This is a genomic window from Pseudomonas sp. TWI929, assembly GCF_039673335.1.
Lineage (GTDB): Bacteria > Pseudomonadota > Gammaproteobacteria > Pseudomonadales > Pseudomonadaceae > Aquipseudomonas.
This window is the reverse complement of record NZ_JBDJLK010000050.1, coordinates 23,359-39,994: the sequence shown is the minus strand read 5'-3', so window position 1 is coordinate 39,994 and position 16,636 is coordinate 23,359. Positions and strand designations below refer to the sequence as shown.

The window sequence follows — 16,636 nt, the reverse complement described above, 5'->3', positions numbered from 1 at the left end:
GGATCGCATACCCCCTGTGGGAGCGGCTTTAGCCGCGAAGAGGCCGGTACTGCCAATTACAATGTCAGGGTCAGGCCTTTGACCAGCGCCCCCGGCAAATGACTCGACCCGGTACTGCGCTGTCCATAGGTACTGGTCGACAGAATCATCTCGCGCGCCCGGGTCAGGTCTTCCAGCTGGCTACCCAGCAAGCTGTACAGGCTGTCATCGAAGCGCATGGTGCTCACCGGCCCCTGGATCTGCCCGTTGTCCACCCAGAAGGTGGCGAAGCGGGTCAGCCCGGTCATGCGCGCCGCTGGCAGGTCAGAGTAGTTCAGGTACCACAGGTTGCTGATGTACAGCCCGGTGCCAAGCCGCGCAAGGATCTGCTCGTTGGCCAAGCTGCCGGGTGCCAGGCTGAGTGCACATGGCGACTCGTAGCTGTCGGCACCATTGGCCAGCAGTTCGAATTCGGCCGCACTGCGCGCACTGATCAGCCGTTGCAGGGCCTCGCCGTGCTGGATCAACGGCACATCCAGGCGCGGCGAGCCTTCATCGGAAAACGCCGGGCTCAACGAGCCGCTGACCTGCTCGGTGAAATTCACTAGCGGGCTCAGCCGCGCATCACCGTTATACAGGCGTTGCAAGGCGCTGTTGCCAGTGGCCAAAGCCTGCGCGGAAAACCCGCCCCAGCACAGCATGCCGGCGATTTCGTCCACCGCCGCTGGCGCCAGGTAGGCGCGGTAGCTGCCGGGCTTGAGGGTAACAGCAGGCAGGCCGAGGAAGCCCAGCTGTTCGCGTGCCTGGCGCAAGCGTGCAGTAAAGTCGTCGGCGCTCCACAGTTGGCCGGCGTAGTTGGCCTTCACCGCCTCGCCGTTTTCGTGGAACAGGCTCCAGTCGAAATTGAAGCTGTTGGCCTGGTGCCAGCCGAAGGCCCCGAACGAGCTGGCGAAGCCCCGGCAGATCGGGCCGGCGGCGTAGATGCCGACCAGGTCCAGGTCGCCGGCTTCGCGGTCGAGCAGGGCCAGCACTTCGCTCAGTTCGGGCAGTGGTTGTTCCTGCTGGCTGTGGCTCTGCCAGGCGCTTTCGTCCAGGCGCAGGTAAGGGTCGACGGCCAGCAGCGGCAGGGTCTGGCGCAATTGCGCCAGTGCATCGGCCAGGCGCTGGCGATCCAGCTGCGAGTCGCCACTCAAGGTCACCTGCTGCTCTGCCTGGCGGCCATCACGGATCAGCCGCAGTTGCGCGCTGGCCTGGCTCACTTCGCCAGCCTGGCGCACCTTGGCGTGGTTGAAACGCACGAACTGCGACTGTTCGGCGCTGTAGCCGAGGGTGAACTGCTCGCCTGCTTGCAGGGCGGCCCGCACATCCCCGACCAGGGCTTCGAATGCGTGTTGCATCAGGCGTCTCCTCCGAATACGTCGATCTGGCGGAACACACAGGCTGGCGAAGCGTGCCCCACGCGCACCACCTGGTTGGGTTCGCCCTTGCCGCAGTTGGGTGTGCCCAGTACCTGGAAGGTGCTGCGGTCGCCGACCGCCACCAGGTTGCGCCAGAACTGCGCGGAGATGCCACGGTAGTTGGGGTTCTTGACGATGCCCTTGAGCTGGCCGTTCTCGATCAGCTGGCCCCATTCACAGCCGAACTGGAACTTGTTGCGCGCATCGTCGATGGACCAGGAGCGGTTGGTACGCATCAGGATGCCGTGCTCGATGCCCCCGATCAGCTGATCGAGGGATTGGTCACCCGGCTCGATGTTGAGGTTGGCCATGCGGTCGATCGGTGCACGGTTCCAGCCGCAGGCACGGCTGTTGGCCACGCCATCCAGGCCCGAGCGGAATTGTGACAGTGCGCCGCCCAGTGGGCGCTGCAGCAGGCCGTCGCGGATCAGGAACTGCTTGCTGGCGGCGCTGCCGTCGTCATCGAAGCTGTAGCTGGCCAGTTCTTCACCGATGGTCGGGTCGAAGGTCACGTTCAGCAGGCTGGAGCCGTATTGCAGGTGGCCGAAGTCGCTGGCTTTGACGAAGCTGGTGCCGGCGTAGTTGCGCTCGTCGCCGAGAATGCGGTCCATCTCCAGCGGGTGGCCGATCGACTCATGGATCTGCAGCATCATCTGGTCGGGCATCAGCAGCAGGTCGCGTGGTCCGCTGGGGGTGTTCGGTGCCAGCAGTAACTGCAGCGCTTCGTCAGCCACCTGGCGCGCGGCGCCGACCAGGCCACAGCGCTCGATGATTTCGAAACCGCCCTGCTGGCCGAAGTTGTCGCGGCCCAGGCTGCGGCTCTGGCTGTCCTGGCCGTCGCTGGCGGTCACACCCAGGCCCGGGAACAGGAAACGCTGGGCATGGCGCAGTTCGGCGCCGGCCGAGTTCAGGTAGGTTTGCTCGACCAGGGTCAAGCCCAGGCTGGCCTGCCAGTCCACCAGGCGGCTGTCCTTGGGCACGCTGGCCGATTCGGCGGCGAGCAGGCCAAGGCAATCGGCAAGGCTGGGCACGGGCTGGTCAAAGTTGGGCGAGATGTGGTCGTGGCGGGCGCTGGTCACCGGTTGCTCGAGCAGGTCCAGCAGGCTGTGCCGGGCAATTTGCCGGGCCAGTGCCTCGGCTTGCTCCAAGGCGCGTTGCAGACCCCTCTGGGACAGGTCGGCGGTGGCCGCGTAGGCCTCAACGCCATTGACCCGCACGGTGAGCATGGCGCCCTCGTCCTGGCTGAAGAAGGGTGGCTCGGCCACATTGCGGCGAACCGACAGCGCCTGGTGCGACTGTTTCACATGGCGCAGGGAAAACAACTCGGCCGTACTGCGCAGCGCGGCAAAGCGCTGGCGCAGCAGGGCGCTGGAATCAAACATGTGGAAGCCTCCGTGTACACGGTGGCTCCCCCTAGAACCACTCGTCCTGCAATGCCCGCTCATTATGGCAGCCTGGTACTTCCCAGGTCAGGAAATAACGCGCGGCGTCGACAGGCCATCTTTCTGAATGGCGGCCTTCAACATCCCGTTCAGTTGCAATGCGACATGGTGAGAGGTGTCCGTCAGCAGGTAAAGGTGGTGTTCGGCGAAGGCGGGCAAGCCCAACCCTTCCACGAATGCCAGCGATGTATCGCCGCTTTCCAGCCCTTCGACGATACCCACTGCCAGGCCGCTGCGCATGCACGCCAGCACTGCATGCCAGTTGGCGCTTTCCAGCAGAATACGGTAGGCAATGCCGTGAGCCTTCAAGGCCTGCAAGGCCGCTTCCCGGTACGGGCAGCCCTTCAGTTGCAGTGCCAGCGGCAATGGGCGGCTGGCATCGTATGCAAACTCAGGAGCAGCGGCCCAACGTGGCTGGGTCGAGCGCAGCCACTCGCCTTGCTGCCAGTGGTCACTGCTGACTGCCACTGCCAGGTCCAGCCGCTGGCGCGCAAACAGGTCGATGAGTTCTGCGCTGGAGCATGCCACGGCTTCCAGCTCCAGTTTCGGATTGCTGGCGACAAACACCGGCAAAAAGTCGCTCATCAGGTTGGCGGCGTAGCCATCGGGTACGCCCAGGCGCACCTTGCCGGTGATCTGCTGCGGCGACAGCGTCGCCAGCAGCCGGTCATGGGCCATCAGAAAACGGGTGGCTTCACCCAGCAAGTGCCGGCCTGCCGGGGTCAGTTCCACCGACTGGTTGCTGCGGGCGAACAATTGTTGGCCGACCTTTTCCTCCAGCTTCTGGATTTGCGTGGTCACTGCCGAAGGGCTGCGGTGGACGTAGTCGGCTGCATCCTTGAAGCGGCCAAGCCGGGCTACTGCCTGGAAGGTCCGCAGTACGTTTATGTCGAGGCCTTTGCCCATGTAACCACCTGATTTGGTTGGATCGAAGCAGCGCTTCGATTTAATCAACTGTACAGGCTTTATAGCCCCTCTTACCTTGTGGTTACAGCACGGTTGCCCCTCGAAAATGCAATGGAATGATACGGATGAGCCTGAACGACTTCGTTGTAGATGCCCTCGTACACACCCCGACCTACCAGCACGCAAGGCTTTGGACTGTCGAGAATCATGAGAAGTATTCGACGCTGCTTCAGCCTGATTCAGGGCCTGAAAGTGAGCATCGATTCAATCACGAAATATTTCTGCTTATGCGCGCCCTGAATGAGCAAGGCCTGGGTGAAGACGGGTTGTGTGCCGACACGCAAGGGCAGGGCGCGCTCAAGAGCGTCATCGGCAATGTTGCCGAGCGTCTGGCGATGCTGGGCAGCGGGCGCAGCGTGCATTACGTCGAACTGGGCCCGGAGCCGGTCAAAAGTACCTGCTTGCTCAAACGAATGGCCGAGACGTCCAGCTCCATCCGTTACACCGCCATCGATATCAACCAGACGTCAGAACCCGCAATGAGCGATGCATTGCGCCCCATCGTGCAGGCTGATGGCAGCTTCAATTACATTGCTGCCGACTATCGCACCGTGACACACGATGCCTTGCGTCACGACCAGGAGCTCACCCTGATCACTTTGCTGGGGTTCCAGGAGGGCAATGAGCTGCCGGTAAGTACGGGCAGGCTGATACGCAACCTGGCAGGAGACGCCACTTACATACTTTCTGAAATGCAGGTGTATGAGCAGGGCCTGGAAGGCGCCATTCTTGCATTTTATGCCAACCGCAACATGCTTCAGTTCTCGCACATGGTTGCACTGCAACAAGGCTTCATACCCTCGGGTGAGCACGAAGCCATTCTTGTGCCTCTTCGTATTCTGGATGAGTCGATCCATGTGGCCGTGACCCTGCAGCCGGTGCAGCGCTTGCACGAGCATGGGTACCTGCTGACCAACATCTGCCTCAAATACACGCCCGAACAGTTTCGTCGCATTCGAGTTCGCCATTGCAACTGCAGTGTGGTCGACGAATTTGCCAGCGGTGACGGCTCGGTGCGCTATCAGATCGCGAAGTACCTTCAGTAGGGGCCACACAGGGACAGACACATCATGAACCTAGACACCTTACCCTTGTTCGAGCGCGGCATTGGGCGCGTGAAGCTGGCGCTCAAGTCAACCTTGAAACGCACACCGCGGCCTGCACCAATGTGCCTGACCGAGCAGAGCGTTTGGCGGGATGATTTCCTCTGCCAGCATGGGCCCACCATCAGCGACACCCGGACACTGGGTGAGCTTGGGTATGGCCAGAGCCCGCACGCAAATATCGCAGTGGACAGCATCACCGGCGCAGCGGTTGTCCATCGGCTGCTAACGCCGGAAGGTGTCGCGGTTTTGCAAGGCATCTGCACACGTCTGGAAGAACGCGCGGGTGACAGTGACTGGATCATTTCCCGGCGCACGCGGGGTGTGACGGCGCTGTCGTCGTTCATTAACGACATGATGTGCAGTCGCTCATTTCTTCTCGCTGTCTCGCGTGTTGCCGGCGTACCGCTTGTGCCTTACCCGATGCTCAATGCCCGCTCGCAGATCAATTACTTCTACCCCAAGCCTGCCGAGCAACAGCAGCAATTGGGCATGTGGCACACGGATGGCACCAACTATGTGCTGAACATCGTGCTCTCGGGCGCCTCCGACTACAGCGGCGGCGAGTTCCTATTCCACAACGGTACTGTCGACAGCTTTGATGCCCTGGATTACCGGACCTTCGAGACCGCGCAGCTCGCCGATCCTGGCGATGCCCTGTTCATCTACGGCAGCCGATTGTTCCACGGTGTTCGCCCGGTGCTCAGCGGGCGGCGCATGTCACTTGTGTTGTCATTCCATTGCCCTTACTTCACCGATGATTCCAACCGTTTCTGGCACCTGGCCTCCGACGACGGAATACCCGCCACTATCCCCAACTGGTTGAAGTTGCGGTGGGCTTTGCAGCGCTCGGCTACTCGGCAATTTGCACGAATAGGCATCGCGCCGATTACGTTCGAGGAATTGCGTCACACGAAGGCTTGATCATGCCAAGCAGTGCGCTTTACCTGATCCTGCTTCAAGCCATCTTTGTCTTGTCCTGGAGTTCGGGCTTTATTGGTGCCCGCATGGGTACGGAGGACGCAGGTGCGATAAACCTGTTGTTCTGGCGATTCCTGCTGGTCTGCGCCTGCCTGCTGCCCTTTGTCTGGCACCGGTTGCGTGCGCTGACATGGGCGCAGATCCGCTACAACGCGGTGATTGGGTTCCTCGCCCAGTTTGCGTATCTGGTCAGCGTTTACATCGCCATTCGCGGTGGGCTGCCGGCGGGGATTGCTGCCATCATTTGCGCGCTGCAACCGCTGATCACGGCATCGATGAGCAGCAAGGACCAGCAAGAGCGCAGTGGCCTGCAGGAGTGGTTGGGGCTTGGGATCGGGTTTGCCGGTGTCAGCATGGTTATCCTCGGTGAGTACAACCTGTCTACGACCCGCCTTGACCCTTGGCTGTACGCCCTGCCGCTGATCGCCGCGATCACGCTGTCCATCGCCACGCTCTATCAGCGGCGGCAATCGGTCATGGCAACGGGCCACAGCAAGGACGGGCTGCTGATGCCGTTGTTCCTGCAATCGACTGCAACGTTGTTACTGCTCACCGCTACAGGCTTACCGTTTGGCTTGATCGAAGTCCCTGCCAGTACGCAGGTGTGGACGGCCGTTGCATGGCTGACGTTGTTCTCGACCTTCATTGCCTACTTGAGCCTGTGGATACTCTTGACCAGGCTCTCGGCAACCCGCGTTTCAGCACTGGTCTACCTGGAACCGCCGGTCACGTTGTTGTGGGCCGCGTTGATGTTCGGGGACGCAATTCATTGGACAACTTATGTGGGTATTGCGGTGGTTGCGGCAGGCATAGCCATCACTCGCAACCCGCGCAGATCGAGGCGGGTGGCGAGTGTGGAACACGGTAGTGCGCCTTAGAACCACTCGTCCTGCATGGCCAGGCACGTGTTGTCGCGCGCCTCGAGCAATGCCAGCTCGTTATGGCAGCCCGGTATTTCCCAGGTCAGGAAATAACGTGCGGCTTGCAGCTTGCCTAGGTAGAAGTCGCGGTCGGCAGGGCTGCCCTTGAGCAGGCCAAGCTCGGCGTGAACTGCCTGTTCCAGCCAACGCCAGCCAATTACACAGTGGCCGAAGGCCTTGAGGTACAGGGCCGAGTTGGCCAGGGCGCCAGCGACTTTGCCTTGGGCCAGGTCACCGAGCAGGGCCAGTGTTACACCTTGCAGGCGGTTGACCAGTTGCTCCAGCGGCTGGCGTAGCGGGTCAAGGTTGGGGTGATGGCTGGCACGCTCGCCGGTGGCGGCGATCAGGCGGATCAGTTGCTTGAGGCCGGCGCCATTGTTCTGCGCCAGCTTGCGGCCGAGCAGGTCGAGCGACTGGATGCCCTCGGTGCCCTCGTGGATCGGGTTCAGGCGGTTGTCGCGGTAGTACTGCTCCACCGGGTATTCGCGGGTATAGCCGTGGCCGCCGAGGATCTGGATCGCCAGTTCGTTGGCCTTGAGGCAGAACGCCGAGGGCCAGGACTTGACGATTGGGGTCAGCAGGTCGAGCAGCTCCTGCGCCTGTTTGCGGGTGTTTTCGTCGTTGGCGGTCTGGGTGTCGTCGAACAGGCGTGCGGCGTACAGGCCGAGGTCGAAGGCGCCTTCGACATAGGCTTTCTGTGTCAGCAGCATGCGTTTCACATCGGTGTGTTCGATGATCGGCACCGCCGGGCTGTGCGGGTCTTTGTTGTCCGGCAACCGGCCCTGCGGGCGCTGGCGGGCGTATTCCAGCGAATACAGGTAGCCGGCGTAACCGAGCATTACCGCGCCCATGCCGACGCCGATACGCGCCTCGTTCATCATCTGGAACATGCAGGCCAGGCCTTGGTGCGGCTGGCCGACCAGGTAGCCGACGCACTGGCCGTTGTCGCCGAAGTTGAGCGCGGTCGACGTGGTGCCGCGCCAGCCCATCTTGTGGAACAGCCCGGCCAGCAGCACATCGTTGCGCAGGCCACGGCTGCCGTCCGGGTTGACGTGGTACTTGGGTACGATGAACAGCGAAATGCCCTTCACCCCGGGTGGTGCGTCCGGCAGTTTGGCTAGCACCATGTGCACGATGTTTTCCGACAGCTCGTGGTCGCCGCCGGAGATGAAGATCTTGTTGCCCTTGAGCCGGTAGCTGCCATCGCCTGCAGGTTCGGCGCGGGTGCGGATATCGGTCAGCGAAGAGCCGGCGTGGGGCTCGGTCAGGGCCATGGTGCCGAAGTAGCGGCCCTCAATCATCGGCTGCAGGAACAGGCGCTTCTGCTCTTCAGTGCCGAAGCTCTCGATCAGGTTGGCCGCGCCCATGGTCAGGAATGGGTAGGCCGTGGTGCCGGCGTTGGCGGCCTGGAAGTGGGCGAAGCAGGCTTGCGAGACCAGGCTGGGCAGCTGCATGCCACCCACTTCGAAATCGCGGTTGGCGTTGAGGAAACCGGCTTCGAGGAAGGCGTCGACGGCGGGCTTCACCTCGGGGATCAGTTCGGCGCGGCCGTCGACGTAGCGCGGCTCGTTTTCATCGGCCTTGCGGTTGTGCGGGGCGAAGAACCTTTCCGCGATAGTGCGTGCAGTGGCCAGGGCGGCGTCGAAGGTTTCGCGGCTGTGCTCGGCGAAGCGCGGGCGCTGGGTGAGGGCTTCGGCGTCGAGGACTTCGTAGAGTTCGAAGGCGAGGTTGCGGGGGCTGAGCAGGGTCTCGGGCATGGGGGCGGTCCTGAGGCGGGATGCTGCGAGTGTAGGGGGGCGGGCAGGATGAGGGGAGGTTAATAGGTTTGGGTGATATGGATTGAGAAGGGGTGGGATACCTGTGCGGGCCCGTTCGCGGGTGAACCCGCGAAAGGGCCCGCACAGGCGCAGAAAAAATGAAGACGTTTCCCACAATCCAGAACGGAGTTGGACTACTGCGGAGCAAGTGCCATTTGGTCTTGAATGGGCGCTTTGGTGTTCACAAGGAAGCGTTTCAGATGAGTGATGTCCATAACAATGACTTGACAGATGCCGGCGGCAATCAAGTGCCCTTCTTCATAGTCTCGCCCATGAAGTTTGGCGTAATGACCTTCTTCACCCTGGGCTGGTACTGGCTGTATTGCTTTTATCAAAGCTGGAAGCTGCATAGAGCGAGAACGGGTGAGAAGGTCAGCCCATTCTGGCGAAGCGCTTTTGCCGTGTTCTTCATCTATCCAATATTGAGAAGGGCGAATGACCATATTCGCGACTCAGGTCGAAGCTATCCATGGTCCATCCTGGGGCTCACGCTGGGCTATTACGGTATGGGTGTTGCCTGGGTGGTTGCCAGCGTTGTTCTGGAGAGCCAACCGTGGGAGGCCTTTTTTGCGGGGGTGGTGTTTCATGCCGCTTGGCTGATCGTTATGGTACCCATGCAAAAAGGCACCAACTTTAGCGCGGGTGATGAAGCAGGGGTGGCCAACAGCCGTTTCACGTTGGCCAATTGGATATGGATGTTGCTGGGTGTCTCGCTTACAGCAGCACAGCTGTTTGCTTTGATCGCAGTTTCATCCATGGTTTGAGCGGATTTCGCTCCTACATTTGTTGCAACCTGCCAAACCATGCCAGGCCATGGTTGCCCGCCTTGTTGGCCTGACGGTATCGCCGCGTTGGCGCTGTTGTCGCACCACCTGCCTTTAGTCATGCGCCAGGCATGACAACCATGGCCTCACAGGCATGGCCACGTTGCAACAAATGTGGGAGCGGCCTTGCGTCGCGATGCGCCTGGGCGGCGCTCGATCTCACAGGCGCTGAAACTGCCGTGGCGAGCACCTGTCAGCCCAACCCTCAATCTCAAGACGAACACCCATAAAAAAAGGAGAGCCAAAGCTCTCCCTTTTCTTCAACAACCCTCAGCCTCAGCCAATGGTCATCAAGCTGGCATTACCCCCCGCCGCTGCAGTGTTCACACTCACCGCGCGCTCGATCACCAGTCGCTCCAGCGCAATCTGATGATCCCCGCTGGACAGCCCGTGCACACCCACGATCGCCCCGGCACGCTTGGCCACCTGCTGGCAAACGCCGCGCAGCTGGTCCGAGTCGCCATGGTGGATCACGGCGTCGAACGCCACTTCATCCTTGTTCCAGTCTGCCACCAGCTTGACCTTGGCCTGCAGCTCACGCGGCAGGCGATTGCGCAGGCCCTTGCCCGGCTCGCCGTCAGCCCATACCGCCGAGCTGCCGACCGCCAATACTGCGGCAAACTGCGCCAGCAGGTCGGCTTCGTTGTCGGCCAGGCACAGCACGTGCTCGCGCGGCAGAATGGTGTAGCTGTTGCGCTCGCCGGTCGGGCCTGGCAACAGGCGGGCGATGCCGCTCTGCGACTGGCTGGCGAACTGGTTGCACAGCGCGGCCAGGTCGGCCAGCTGGTTGCTCTCGGCCCAGGCCTTCAGACCGTGCAGCGGCTTGATCAGCTGTTCGTGCAGGGTACGGTCCGGCTTGCCTTCGCCGTCCTGCTGCTGGAAGTGGCGGCCAATCGCGTCGGCCGGGCGGGTCGACAGTAGGCGGTACAGGTACAGCGGGCCACCGGCTTTCGGGCCGGTGCCGGACAGGCCTTCACCACCGAATGGCTGCACGCCCACCACTGCACCAACGATGTTGCGGTTGACGTACATGTTGCCGGCGTTTGCGGTTTCCACCACCTTGGCGATGGTCTCGTCGATGCGGGTATGCACGCCGAGGGTCAGGCCGTAGCCAGAGTTGTTGATCTGCTCGATCAGCTGGTCGAGGTTGCGGCGGTTGTAGCGCACCACGTGCAGCACCGGGCCGAAGATTTCACGCTTCAGCTCGTCGAAGCTGTCCAGTTCGATCAGGGTCGGCATGACGAAGGTGCCGCGCTTGATCTCGGCAGCATCGGCGATGGCGACCTGATAAACCGAACGGCCTTTTTCACGCATGCCCTGGATGTGCTTCTCGATGCCAGCCTTGGCTTCGGCGTCGATCACCGGGCCAATGTCCACGGCCAGGCGGTCCGGGCAGCCCAGGCGGCTTTCGGCCATAGCACCCTTGAGCATTTCGATTACGCGGTCGGCGGAGTCTTCCTGCAGGCACAGCACGCGCAGGGCCGAGCAACGCTGGCCGGCACTGTCGAAGGCCGACGACACCACATCGATAACCACCTGCTCGGTGAGTGCCGAAGAGTCGACGATCATCGCGTTCTGGCCGCCGGTTTCGGCGATCAGCGGGATCGGGCGGCCCTGGTTGTCCAGGCGGCCGGCGACGTTGCGCTGCAGCAGGCGGGCCACTTCGGTGGAACCGGTGAACATCACACCTTTGACGCGCTCGTCACCGACCAGGCCGGCACCGACGGTTTCGCCGCGGCCTGGCAGCAGTTGCAGCACGCCTTCCGGAATGCCGGCTTCCAGCAGCAGGCGCACGGCCTGGGCGGCGATCAGCGGGGTTTGTTCGGCAGGCTTGGCCAGCACCGGGTTACCGGCAGCCAGGGCGGCGGCCACCTGGCCGGAGAAGATCGCCAGCGGGAAGTTCCACGGGCTGATGCACACCACCGGGCCCAGCGGGCGGTGGGCGTCGTTGCTGAAGTCGTTGCGTGCCTGCACCGCGTAGTAGCGCAGGAAGTCCACGGCTTCGCGCACTTCGGCGATGGCGTTGGCGAAGGTCTTGCCGGCTTCACGGATCAGCAGGCCCATCAGCGGCTGGATCTCGGCCTCCATCAGGTCGGCGGTGCGTTCCAGAATGGCGGCACGTTCCGCTGGCGGGGTGGCCTGCCAGATCGGTGCGGCATTCAGCGCGCACTGGATGGCGTTGTCGACGTCGGCGACAGTGGCTTCCTGCACATGGCCGACCACGTCGCGGTGGTCCGCCGGGTTCAGAACCGGCGCGGCAGCGCTTTCGCTGGCAGCGCAGGCCAGCAGCGGGACGGCCTTCCAGTCGTTGTGAGCGGTGGCCAGCATGGCGCAGGACAGCGACGCCAGGCGGTGTTCGTTGGCCATGTCGATGCCGGCCGAGTTGGCTCGCTCGTTGCCATACAGGTCACGCGGCAGCGGAATGCGCGGGTGCGGCAGGCCGATGCTGCCTTCCTGGGTGCCCATGCGCTCAATGCTGGCGACCGGGTCGGCAACCAGTTCCTGGATGGAGATCGAGTGGTCGGCGATGCGGTTGACGAACGAGGTGTTGGCACCGTTTTCCAGCAGGCGACGCACCAGGTAGGCCAGCAGCGTTTCGTGGGTGCCGACTGGTGCATAGACGCGGCACGGACGGTTCAACTTGCCATCGGCAATTTTGCCAACCACTTGTTCGTACAGCGGTTCGCCCATGCCGTGCAGGCACTGGAACTCGTACTGGCCCGGGTAATAGTTCTGCCCGGCAATGTGGTAGATGGCCGACAGGGTGTGGGCGTTGTGGGTGGCAAACTGTGGGTAGATGGCTTCCGGTACGGCCAACAGCTTGCGGGCGCAGGCAACGTAGGACACGTCGGTGTACACCTTGCGGGTGTACACCGGGTAGCCTTCCAGGCCTTCGACCTGGGCGCGCTTGATCTCGCTGTCCCAATAGGCGCCTTTCACCAGGCGGATCATCAGGCGGTGGCGGCTGCGCTTGGCCAGGTCGATGACGTAGTCGATCACGTACGGGCAGCGCTTCTGGTAGGCCTGGATAACGAAGCCGATACCGTTCCAGCCCGCCAGCGAAGGCTCGAAGCACAGGCGCTCGAGCAGGTCGAGCGACAGCTCCAGGCGGTCGGCTTCTTCGGCGTCGATGTTCAGGCCGATGTCGTACTGCTTGGCCAGCAGGGTCAGCGACAGCAGGCGCGGGTACAGCTCTTCCATCACGCGCTCGTACTGGGCGCGGCTGTAGCGTGGGTGCAGCGCCGACAGCTTGATCGAGATGCCCGGGCCTTCATAGATGCCGCGGCCATGCGAGGCCTTGCCGATCGAGTGGATGGCCTGCTCGTAGGACGCCAGATACTTCTGTGCATCATGTTCAGTCAGAGCAGCCTCACCGAGCATGTCGTAGGAATAGCGGAAGCCCTTGGCCTCGAAGCGGCTGGCGTTGGCCAGGGCTTCGGCGATGGTTTCGCCGGTAACGAACTGCTCGCCCATCAGGCGCATGGCCATGTCGACGCCCTTGCGGATCATCGGCTCGCCGCTCTTGCCGATAATGCGGGTGAGCGAGGAGGTGAGGCCGGATTCATTGTGGGTGCTGACCAGCTTGCCGGTCAGCAGCAGGCCCCAGGTGGCGGCGTTGACGAACAGCGACGGGCTGTTGCCCAGGTGCGGCTGCCAGTTGCCGGTACTGATCTTGTCGCGGATCAGCGCGTCACGGGTGCCCTTGTCGGGGATACGCAGCAGGGCTTCGGCCAGACACATCAGTGCCACGCCTTCCTGCGACGACAGCGAGAATTCCTGCAGCAGGCCCTGGACGATGCCGGCACGGCCGCCAGCGCTCTTCTGGTTGCGCAGTTTTTCGGCGATGCCAGCGGCCAGCTTGTTGGTGGCCTCGGCCAGCGGCGCGCTCAGGCGGGCCTGCTCCAGCAGCATCGGCACCACTTCCTGCTCGGGGCGGCGGTAGGCGGCGGTGATCGCCGAGCGCAGTACCGACTGCGGCAGGATGCTCTCGGCGAACTCGAGGAAGCACTGGTGGCTGTGGTCGGCTTGGACTTCACCAGCATCGTCGGCCAGGCTGCTGGCATGACCGTTGAGTTCGGTCAGGGTGGCACCACCCTCGAGCTTCTCCAGGTAGTTGAAGATCGCTTGCTTGATCAACCAGTGCGGCGTGCGGTCAATGGACTGCGCTGCTGCCTTGAGTCGCTCACGGGTCGGGTCATCGAGTTTGACCCCAAGGGTGGTCGTCGCCATTTCTTATCCTCGTTATTGCCACGGTTGTGGCCTAAGCTGACGCCAAGATTATCCTGTAGGACAATTCGGGTGCAACCAGGTGCAACCCGAATTTTTCGGGTAAGAGGTGCAACTCGTCTGACAAATATTTCCATGCCGGGTAAAGGGTCGTTTTTGGTGCGCTTTTGTCTTAAAAACGACGTTTATGCTCCAAAAAGGAGCAAAAAATCCGCTTTATCGAAAAATGCACGGTCAGGTGCAACTTGCAAATGAAAAATGGTTGCACCCGCTTTGCGTTGTTGCATAGCATTCGCCGCCTGGGTGCAACCGCCATCGCTGCGGTTGTGCATGAGATAAAAACAAACGCCAGGGCACACGCATGGGCAATCCACTAACGATCACTTTCGTGATCTACATCGCGGCAATGGTGCTGATCGGCTTCGCCGCCTATCGCTCCACCAACAACCTTTCCGATTACATTCTGGGCGGTCGCAGCCTGGGTAGCGTGGTTACCGCGCTGTCTGCCGGCGCCTCCGACATGAGTGGCTGGCTGCTGATGGGCCTGCCGGGCGCCATCTACTTCTCGGGCCTGTCCGAGGCCTGGATCGCCATCGGCCTGACCGTTGGTGCCTACCTGAACTGGCTGTTCGTGGCCGGCCGCCTGCGCGTGCAGACCGAGCACAACGGTGACGCGCTGACCCTGCCGGACTACTTCTCCAGTCGTTTCGAAGACAATAGCGGCCTGCTGCGTATCATCTCGGCGATCGTCATCCTGGTGTTCTTCACCATCTACTGCGCCTCCGGCATCGTTGCCGGTGCCCGCCTGTTCGAAAGCACCTTCGGCATGCCGTACGAAACCGCCCTGTGGGCTGGCGCCGCAGCCACCATTGCCTACACCTTCGTCGGTGGTTTCCTGGCGGTGAGCTGGACCGATACCGTGCAGGCATCGCTGATGATCTTCGCGCTGATCCTGACGCCAGTGATCGTGCTGATCTCCACCGGCGGCTTCGACACCACCTTCGCGGCCATCGAGGCAGTAAACCCAGCCAACTTCGACATGCTCAAGGGTGCTACCTTCATCGGCATCATCTCGCTGATGGGCTGGGGCCTGGGCTACTTCGGCCAGCCGCACATCCTGGCGCGCTTCATGGCGGCCGACTCGGTGAAGTCGATCGCCAACGCCCGCCGCATCTCCATGACCTGGATGATCCTGTGCCTGGCCGGTACCTGTGCCGTGGGCTTCTTCGGTATCGCCTACTTCTCGGCCAACCCTGACCTGGCCGGCCCGGTTACCGAGAACCACGAGCGTGTGTTCATCGAGCTGGCGAAGATCCTGTTCAACCCGTGGATCGCCGGTGTGCTGCTTTCGGCCATCCTGGCGGCGGTGATGAGCACCCTGAGCTGCCAGCTGCTGGTGTGCTCCAGTGCCCTGACCGAAGACTTCTACAAATCCTTCCTGCGCAAGAACGCTTCGCAGCGTGAGCTGGTGTGGGTCGGCCGCCTGATGGTACTGGCCGTGGCCCTGATTGCCATCGCCATGGCTGCCAACCCGGAAAACCGCGTTCTGGGCCTGGTGGCTTACGCCTGGGCCGGTTTCGGTGCTGCCTTCGGTCCGGTGGTGCTGATTTCGGTGCTGTGGAAGGGCATGACCCGTAACGGTGCGCTGGCCGGTATCGTGGTGGGTGCGCTGACCGTGATCCTGTGGAAGAACTTCGACACCCTCGGGCTGTACGAAATCATCCCGGGCTTCCTGTTCGCCAGCATCGCCATCATTGTGGTGAGCAAGCTGGGCAGCCCTTCGCAGGCAATGGTCAAGCGCTTCGAAACTGCCGATGCGGCGTATCACGCTGACAAGTAACACCCGTTGAGTCGGCGGCGCCTGCTTCGCGGGCTTGCCCGCTCCCACAGGATTTGCACTGAACCTGAAACCAGTGCGATCCCCCTGTGGGAGCGGGCAAACCCGCGAAGAAGCCGTCGCCGATCGACAGCCAGGCCTGACTCCGCCTGCAAGGCAAGGTAAACTTGCCGCCTTCGCAGGAGTTGCCATGAACTATCGTCACGCCTTCCACGCCGGCAACCACGCCGACGTCCTCAAACACATCGTGCTGACCCGCCTCATCGCCCTGATGTCGCGCAAGGAGCAGCCGTTTGCCTACATCGATACCCACGCAGGCCTGGGCCTGTACGACCTGCAGGGCGACCAGGCAAGCCGCACCGGCGAGTACCTGGAAGGCGTTGCCCGCCTGTGGAACCGCGATGACCTGCCGGCCATGGCTGACGATTACCTGCGCATCATCAAGCGCCTGAATGCCGATGGCGAGTTGCGCTACTACCCAGGTTCACCCGAGCTGGCTCGCCGCCTGATGCGCCAGCAGGACCGTGCCCTGCTCAACGAGAAGCACCCGGAAGACGGCCCGCTGCTTAAAGAAAACATGAAAAAAGACCCGCGCGTGACCGTGCACCTGGGCGAAGGCTGGCATGTGCCGCGGGCCTTGCTGCCGGTGCAGGAAAAGCGTGCGATCATGCTGATCGACCCACCGTTCGAGCAGGCTGATGAGCTCAAGCGCTGTACCACTGCCATGAAAGAGGCGATTGGCCGCATGCGCCAGACGGTCGCGGCCATCTGGTACCCGATCAAGGACCAGCGCTCGCTGACCCGCTATTACCAGGACCTGACCAGCACCGGTGCGCCGAAGTTGCTGCGGGTCGAGCTGTATGTGCACCATCAGGACAGCCCGCAAGGGCTCAACGGGTCGGGCCTGGCCATTGCCAACCCGCCGTGGGGGCTGGAAGAAGAGCTTAAAGAGCTGCTGCCATGGCTGGCCAAGGAGCTGGCGCAGACCGCTGGCAGCTACCGCATGGACTGGCTGATCGCTGAGTAAGCCAACAGCGCGGATCCATGAAACTCATGCGGTGTGGCTGAAATCCTGGGGCCGCT

General features: G+C 62.4%; 11 protein-coding genes. 6 read left to right on the top strand and 5 right to left on the bottom strand.

The window, feature by feature from the left end; translation table 11 throughout:
• Positions 1-56 precede the first annotated feature (56 nt).
• The 3 genes from ABE456_RS18895 to ABE456_RS18885 all read right to left on the bottom strand — a co-directional run bounded on the left by ABE456_RS18895 (position 57) and on the right by ABE456_RS18885 (position 3,784).
• Positions 57-1,376, bottom strand: a complete 1,320-nt coding sequence (locus ABE456_RS18895) for a TldD/PmbA family protein (RefSeq protein WP_346645272.1) — start codon at positions 1,374-1,376, stop codon at positions 57-59.
• Entirely contained in the window at positions 1,376-2,818 is a 1,443-nt protein-coding gene (locus ABE456_RS18890) for a TldD/PmbA family protein (RefSeq protein WP_346645271.1), read from the bottom strand. Before ABE456_RS18890 ends, ABE456_RS18895 begins: the two co-directional genes overlap by 1 nt.
• Positions 2,819-2,905: 87 nt before the next feature.
• Entirely contained in the window at positions 2,906-3,784 is an 879-nt protein-coding gene (locus ABE456_RS18885; RefSeq protein ID WP_346645270.1) for a LysR family transcriptional regulator, read from the bottom strand.
• A gap of 125 nt (positions 3,785-3,909) precedes the next feature.
• Here ABE456_RS18885 and ABE456_RS18880 point away from each other — a divergent pair, with 125 nt between their 5' ends.
• Genes ABE456_RS18880 through ABE456_RS18870 form a run of 3 tightly spaced genes read left to right on the top strand, consistent with a single transcriptional unit; the run spans position 3,910 to position 6,806 of the window.
• Positions 3,910-4,890: a hypothetical protein gene (locus tag ABE456_RS18880; RefSeq protein ID WP_346645269.1), complete on the top strand. Its 981-nt coding sequence runs from the start codon at positions 3,910-3,912 to the stop codon at positions 4,888-4,890.
• A gap of 24 nt (positions 4,891-4,914) precedes the next feature.
• Entirely contained in the window at positions 4,915-5,871 is a 957-nt protein-coding gene (locus ABE456_RS18875; protein WP_346645268.1) for a 2OG-Fe(II) oxygenase, read from the top strand.
• A 2-nt stretch (positions 5,872-5,873) separates the two neighbouring features.
• Positions 5,874-6,806 carry a DMT family transporter gene (locus ABE456_RS18870; RefSeq protein WP_346645267.1) on the top strand — a complete coding sequence of 311 codons (933 nt, stop codon included), beginning with the start codon at positions 5,874-5,876 and terminating at the stop codon, positions 6,804-6,806.
• Here ABE456_RS18870 and ABE456_RS18865 read toward each other — a convergent pair.
• Positions 6,803-8,605 (bottom strand): acyl-CoA dehydrogenase, encoded by a 1,803-nt coding sequence (locus ABE456_RS18865; RefSeq protein ID WP_346645266.1) that lies wholly within the window; start codon positions 8,603-8,605, stop codon positions 6,803-6,805. The two genes, ABE456_RS18870 and ABE456_RS18865, sit on opposite strands and share 4 nt — an antisense overlap.
• Before the next feature lie 260 nt (positions 8,606-8,865).
• Here ABE456_RS18865 and ABE456_RS18860 point away from each other — a divergent pair, with 260 nt between their 5' ends.
• On the top strand, positions 8,866-9,429 hold the full coding sequence (locus tag ABE456_RS18860; RefSeq protein WP_346645265.1) for a hypothetical protein: 564 nt from the start codon (positions 8,866-8,868) through the stop codon (positions 9,427-9,429).
• Between the two features lie 336 nt (positions 9,430-9,765).
• Here ABE456_RS18860 and putA read toward each other — a convergent pair whose 3' ends face one another.
• Positions 9,766-13,719, bottom strand: coding sequence for a trifunctional transcriptional regulator/proline dehydrogenase/L-glutamate gamma-semialdehyde dehydrogenase (putA, locus tag ABE456_RS18855; RefSeq protein ID WP_346645264.1), 3,954 nt, complete (start codon positions 13,717-13,719; stop codon positions 9,766-9,768).
• A gap of 358 nt (positions 13,720-14,077) precedes the next feature.
• On the opposite strand from putA, the gene putP reads away from it, so the two are divergent.
• Together putP and rlmJ are read left to right on the top strand one after the other, a co-directional pair.
• Entirely contained in the window at positions 14,078-15,556 is a 1,479-nt protein-coding gene (gene putP, locus ABE456_RS18850; RefSeq protein WP_346645263.1) for a sodium/proline symporter PutP, read from the top strand.
• Between the two features lie 187 nt (positions 15,557-15,743).
• Positions 15,744-16,580, top strand: coding sequence for a 23S rRNA (adenine(2030)-N(6))-methyltransferase RlmJ (gene rlmJ / locus ABE456_RS18845; RefSeq protein ID WP_346645262.1), 837 nt, complete (start codon positions 15,744-15,746; stop codon positions 16,578-16,580).
• Positions 16,581-16,636 lie beyond the last annotated feature (56 nt).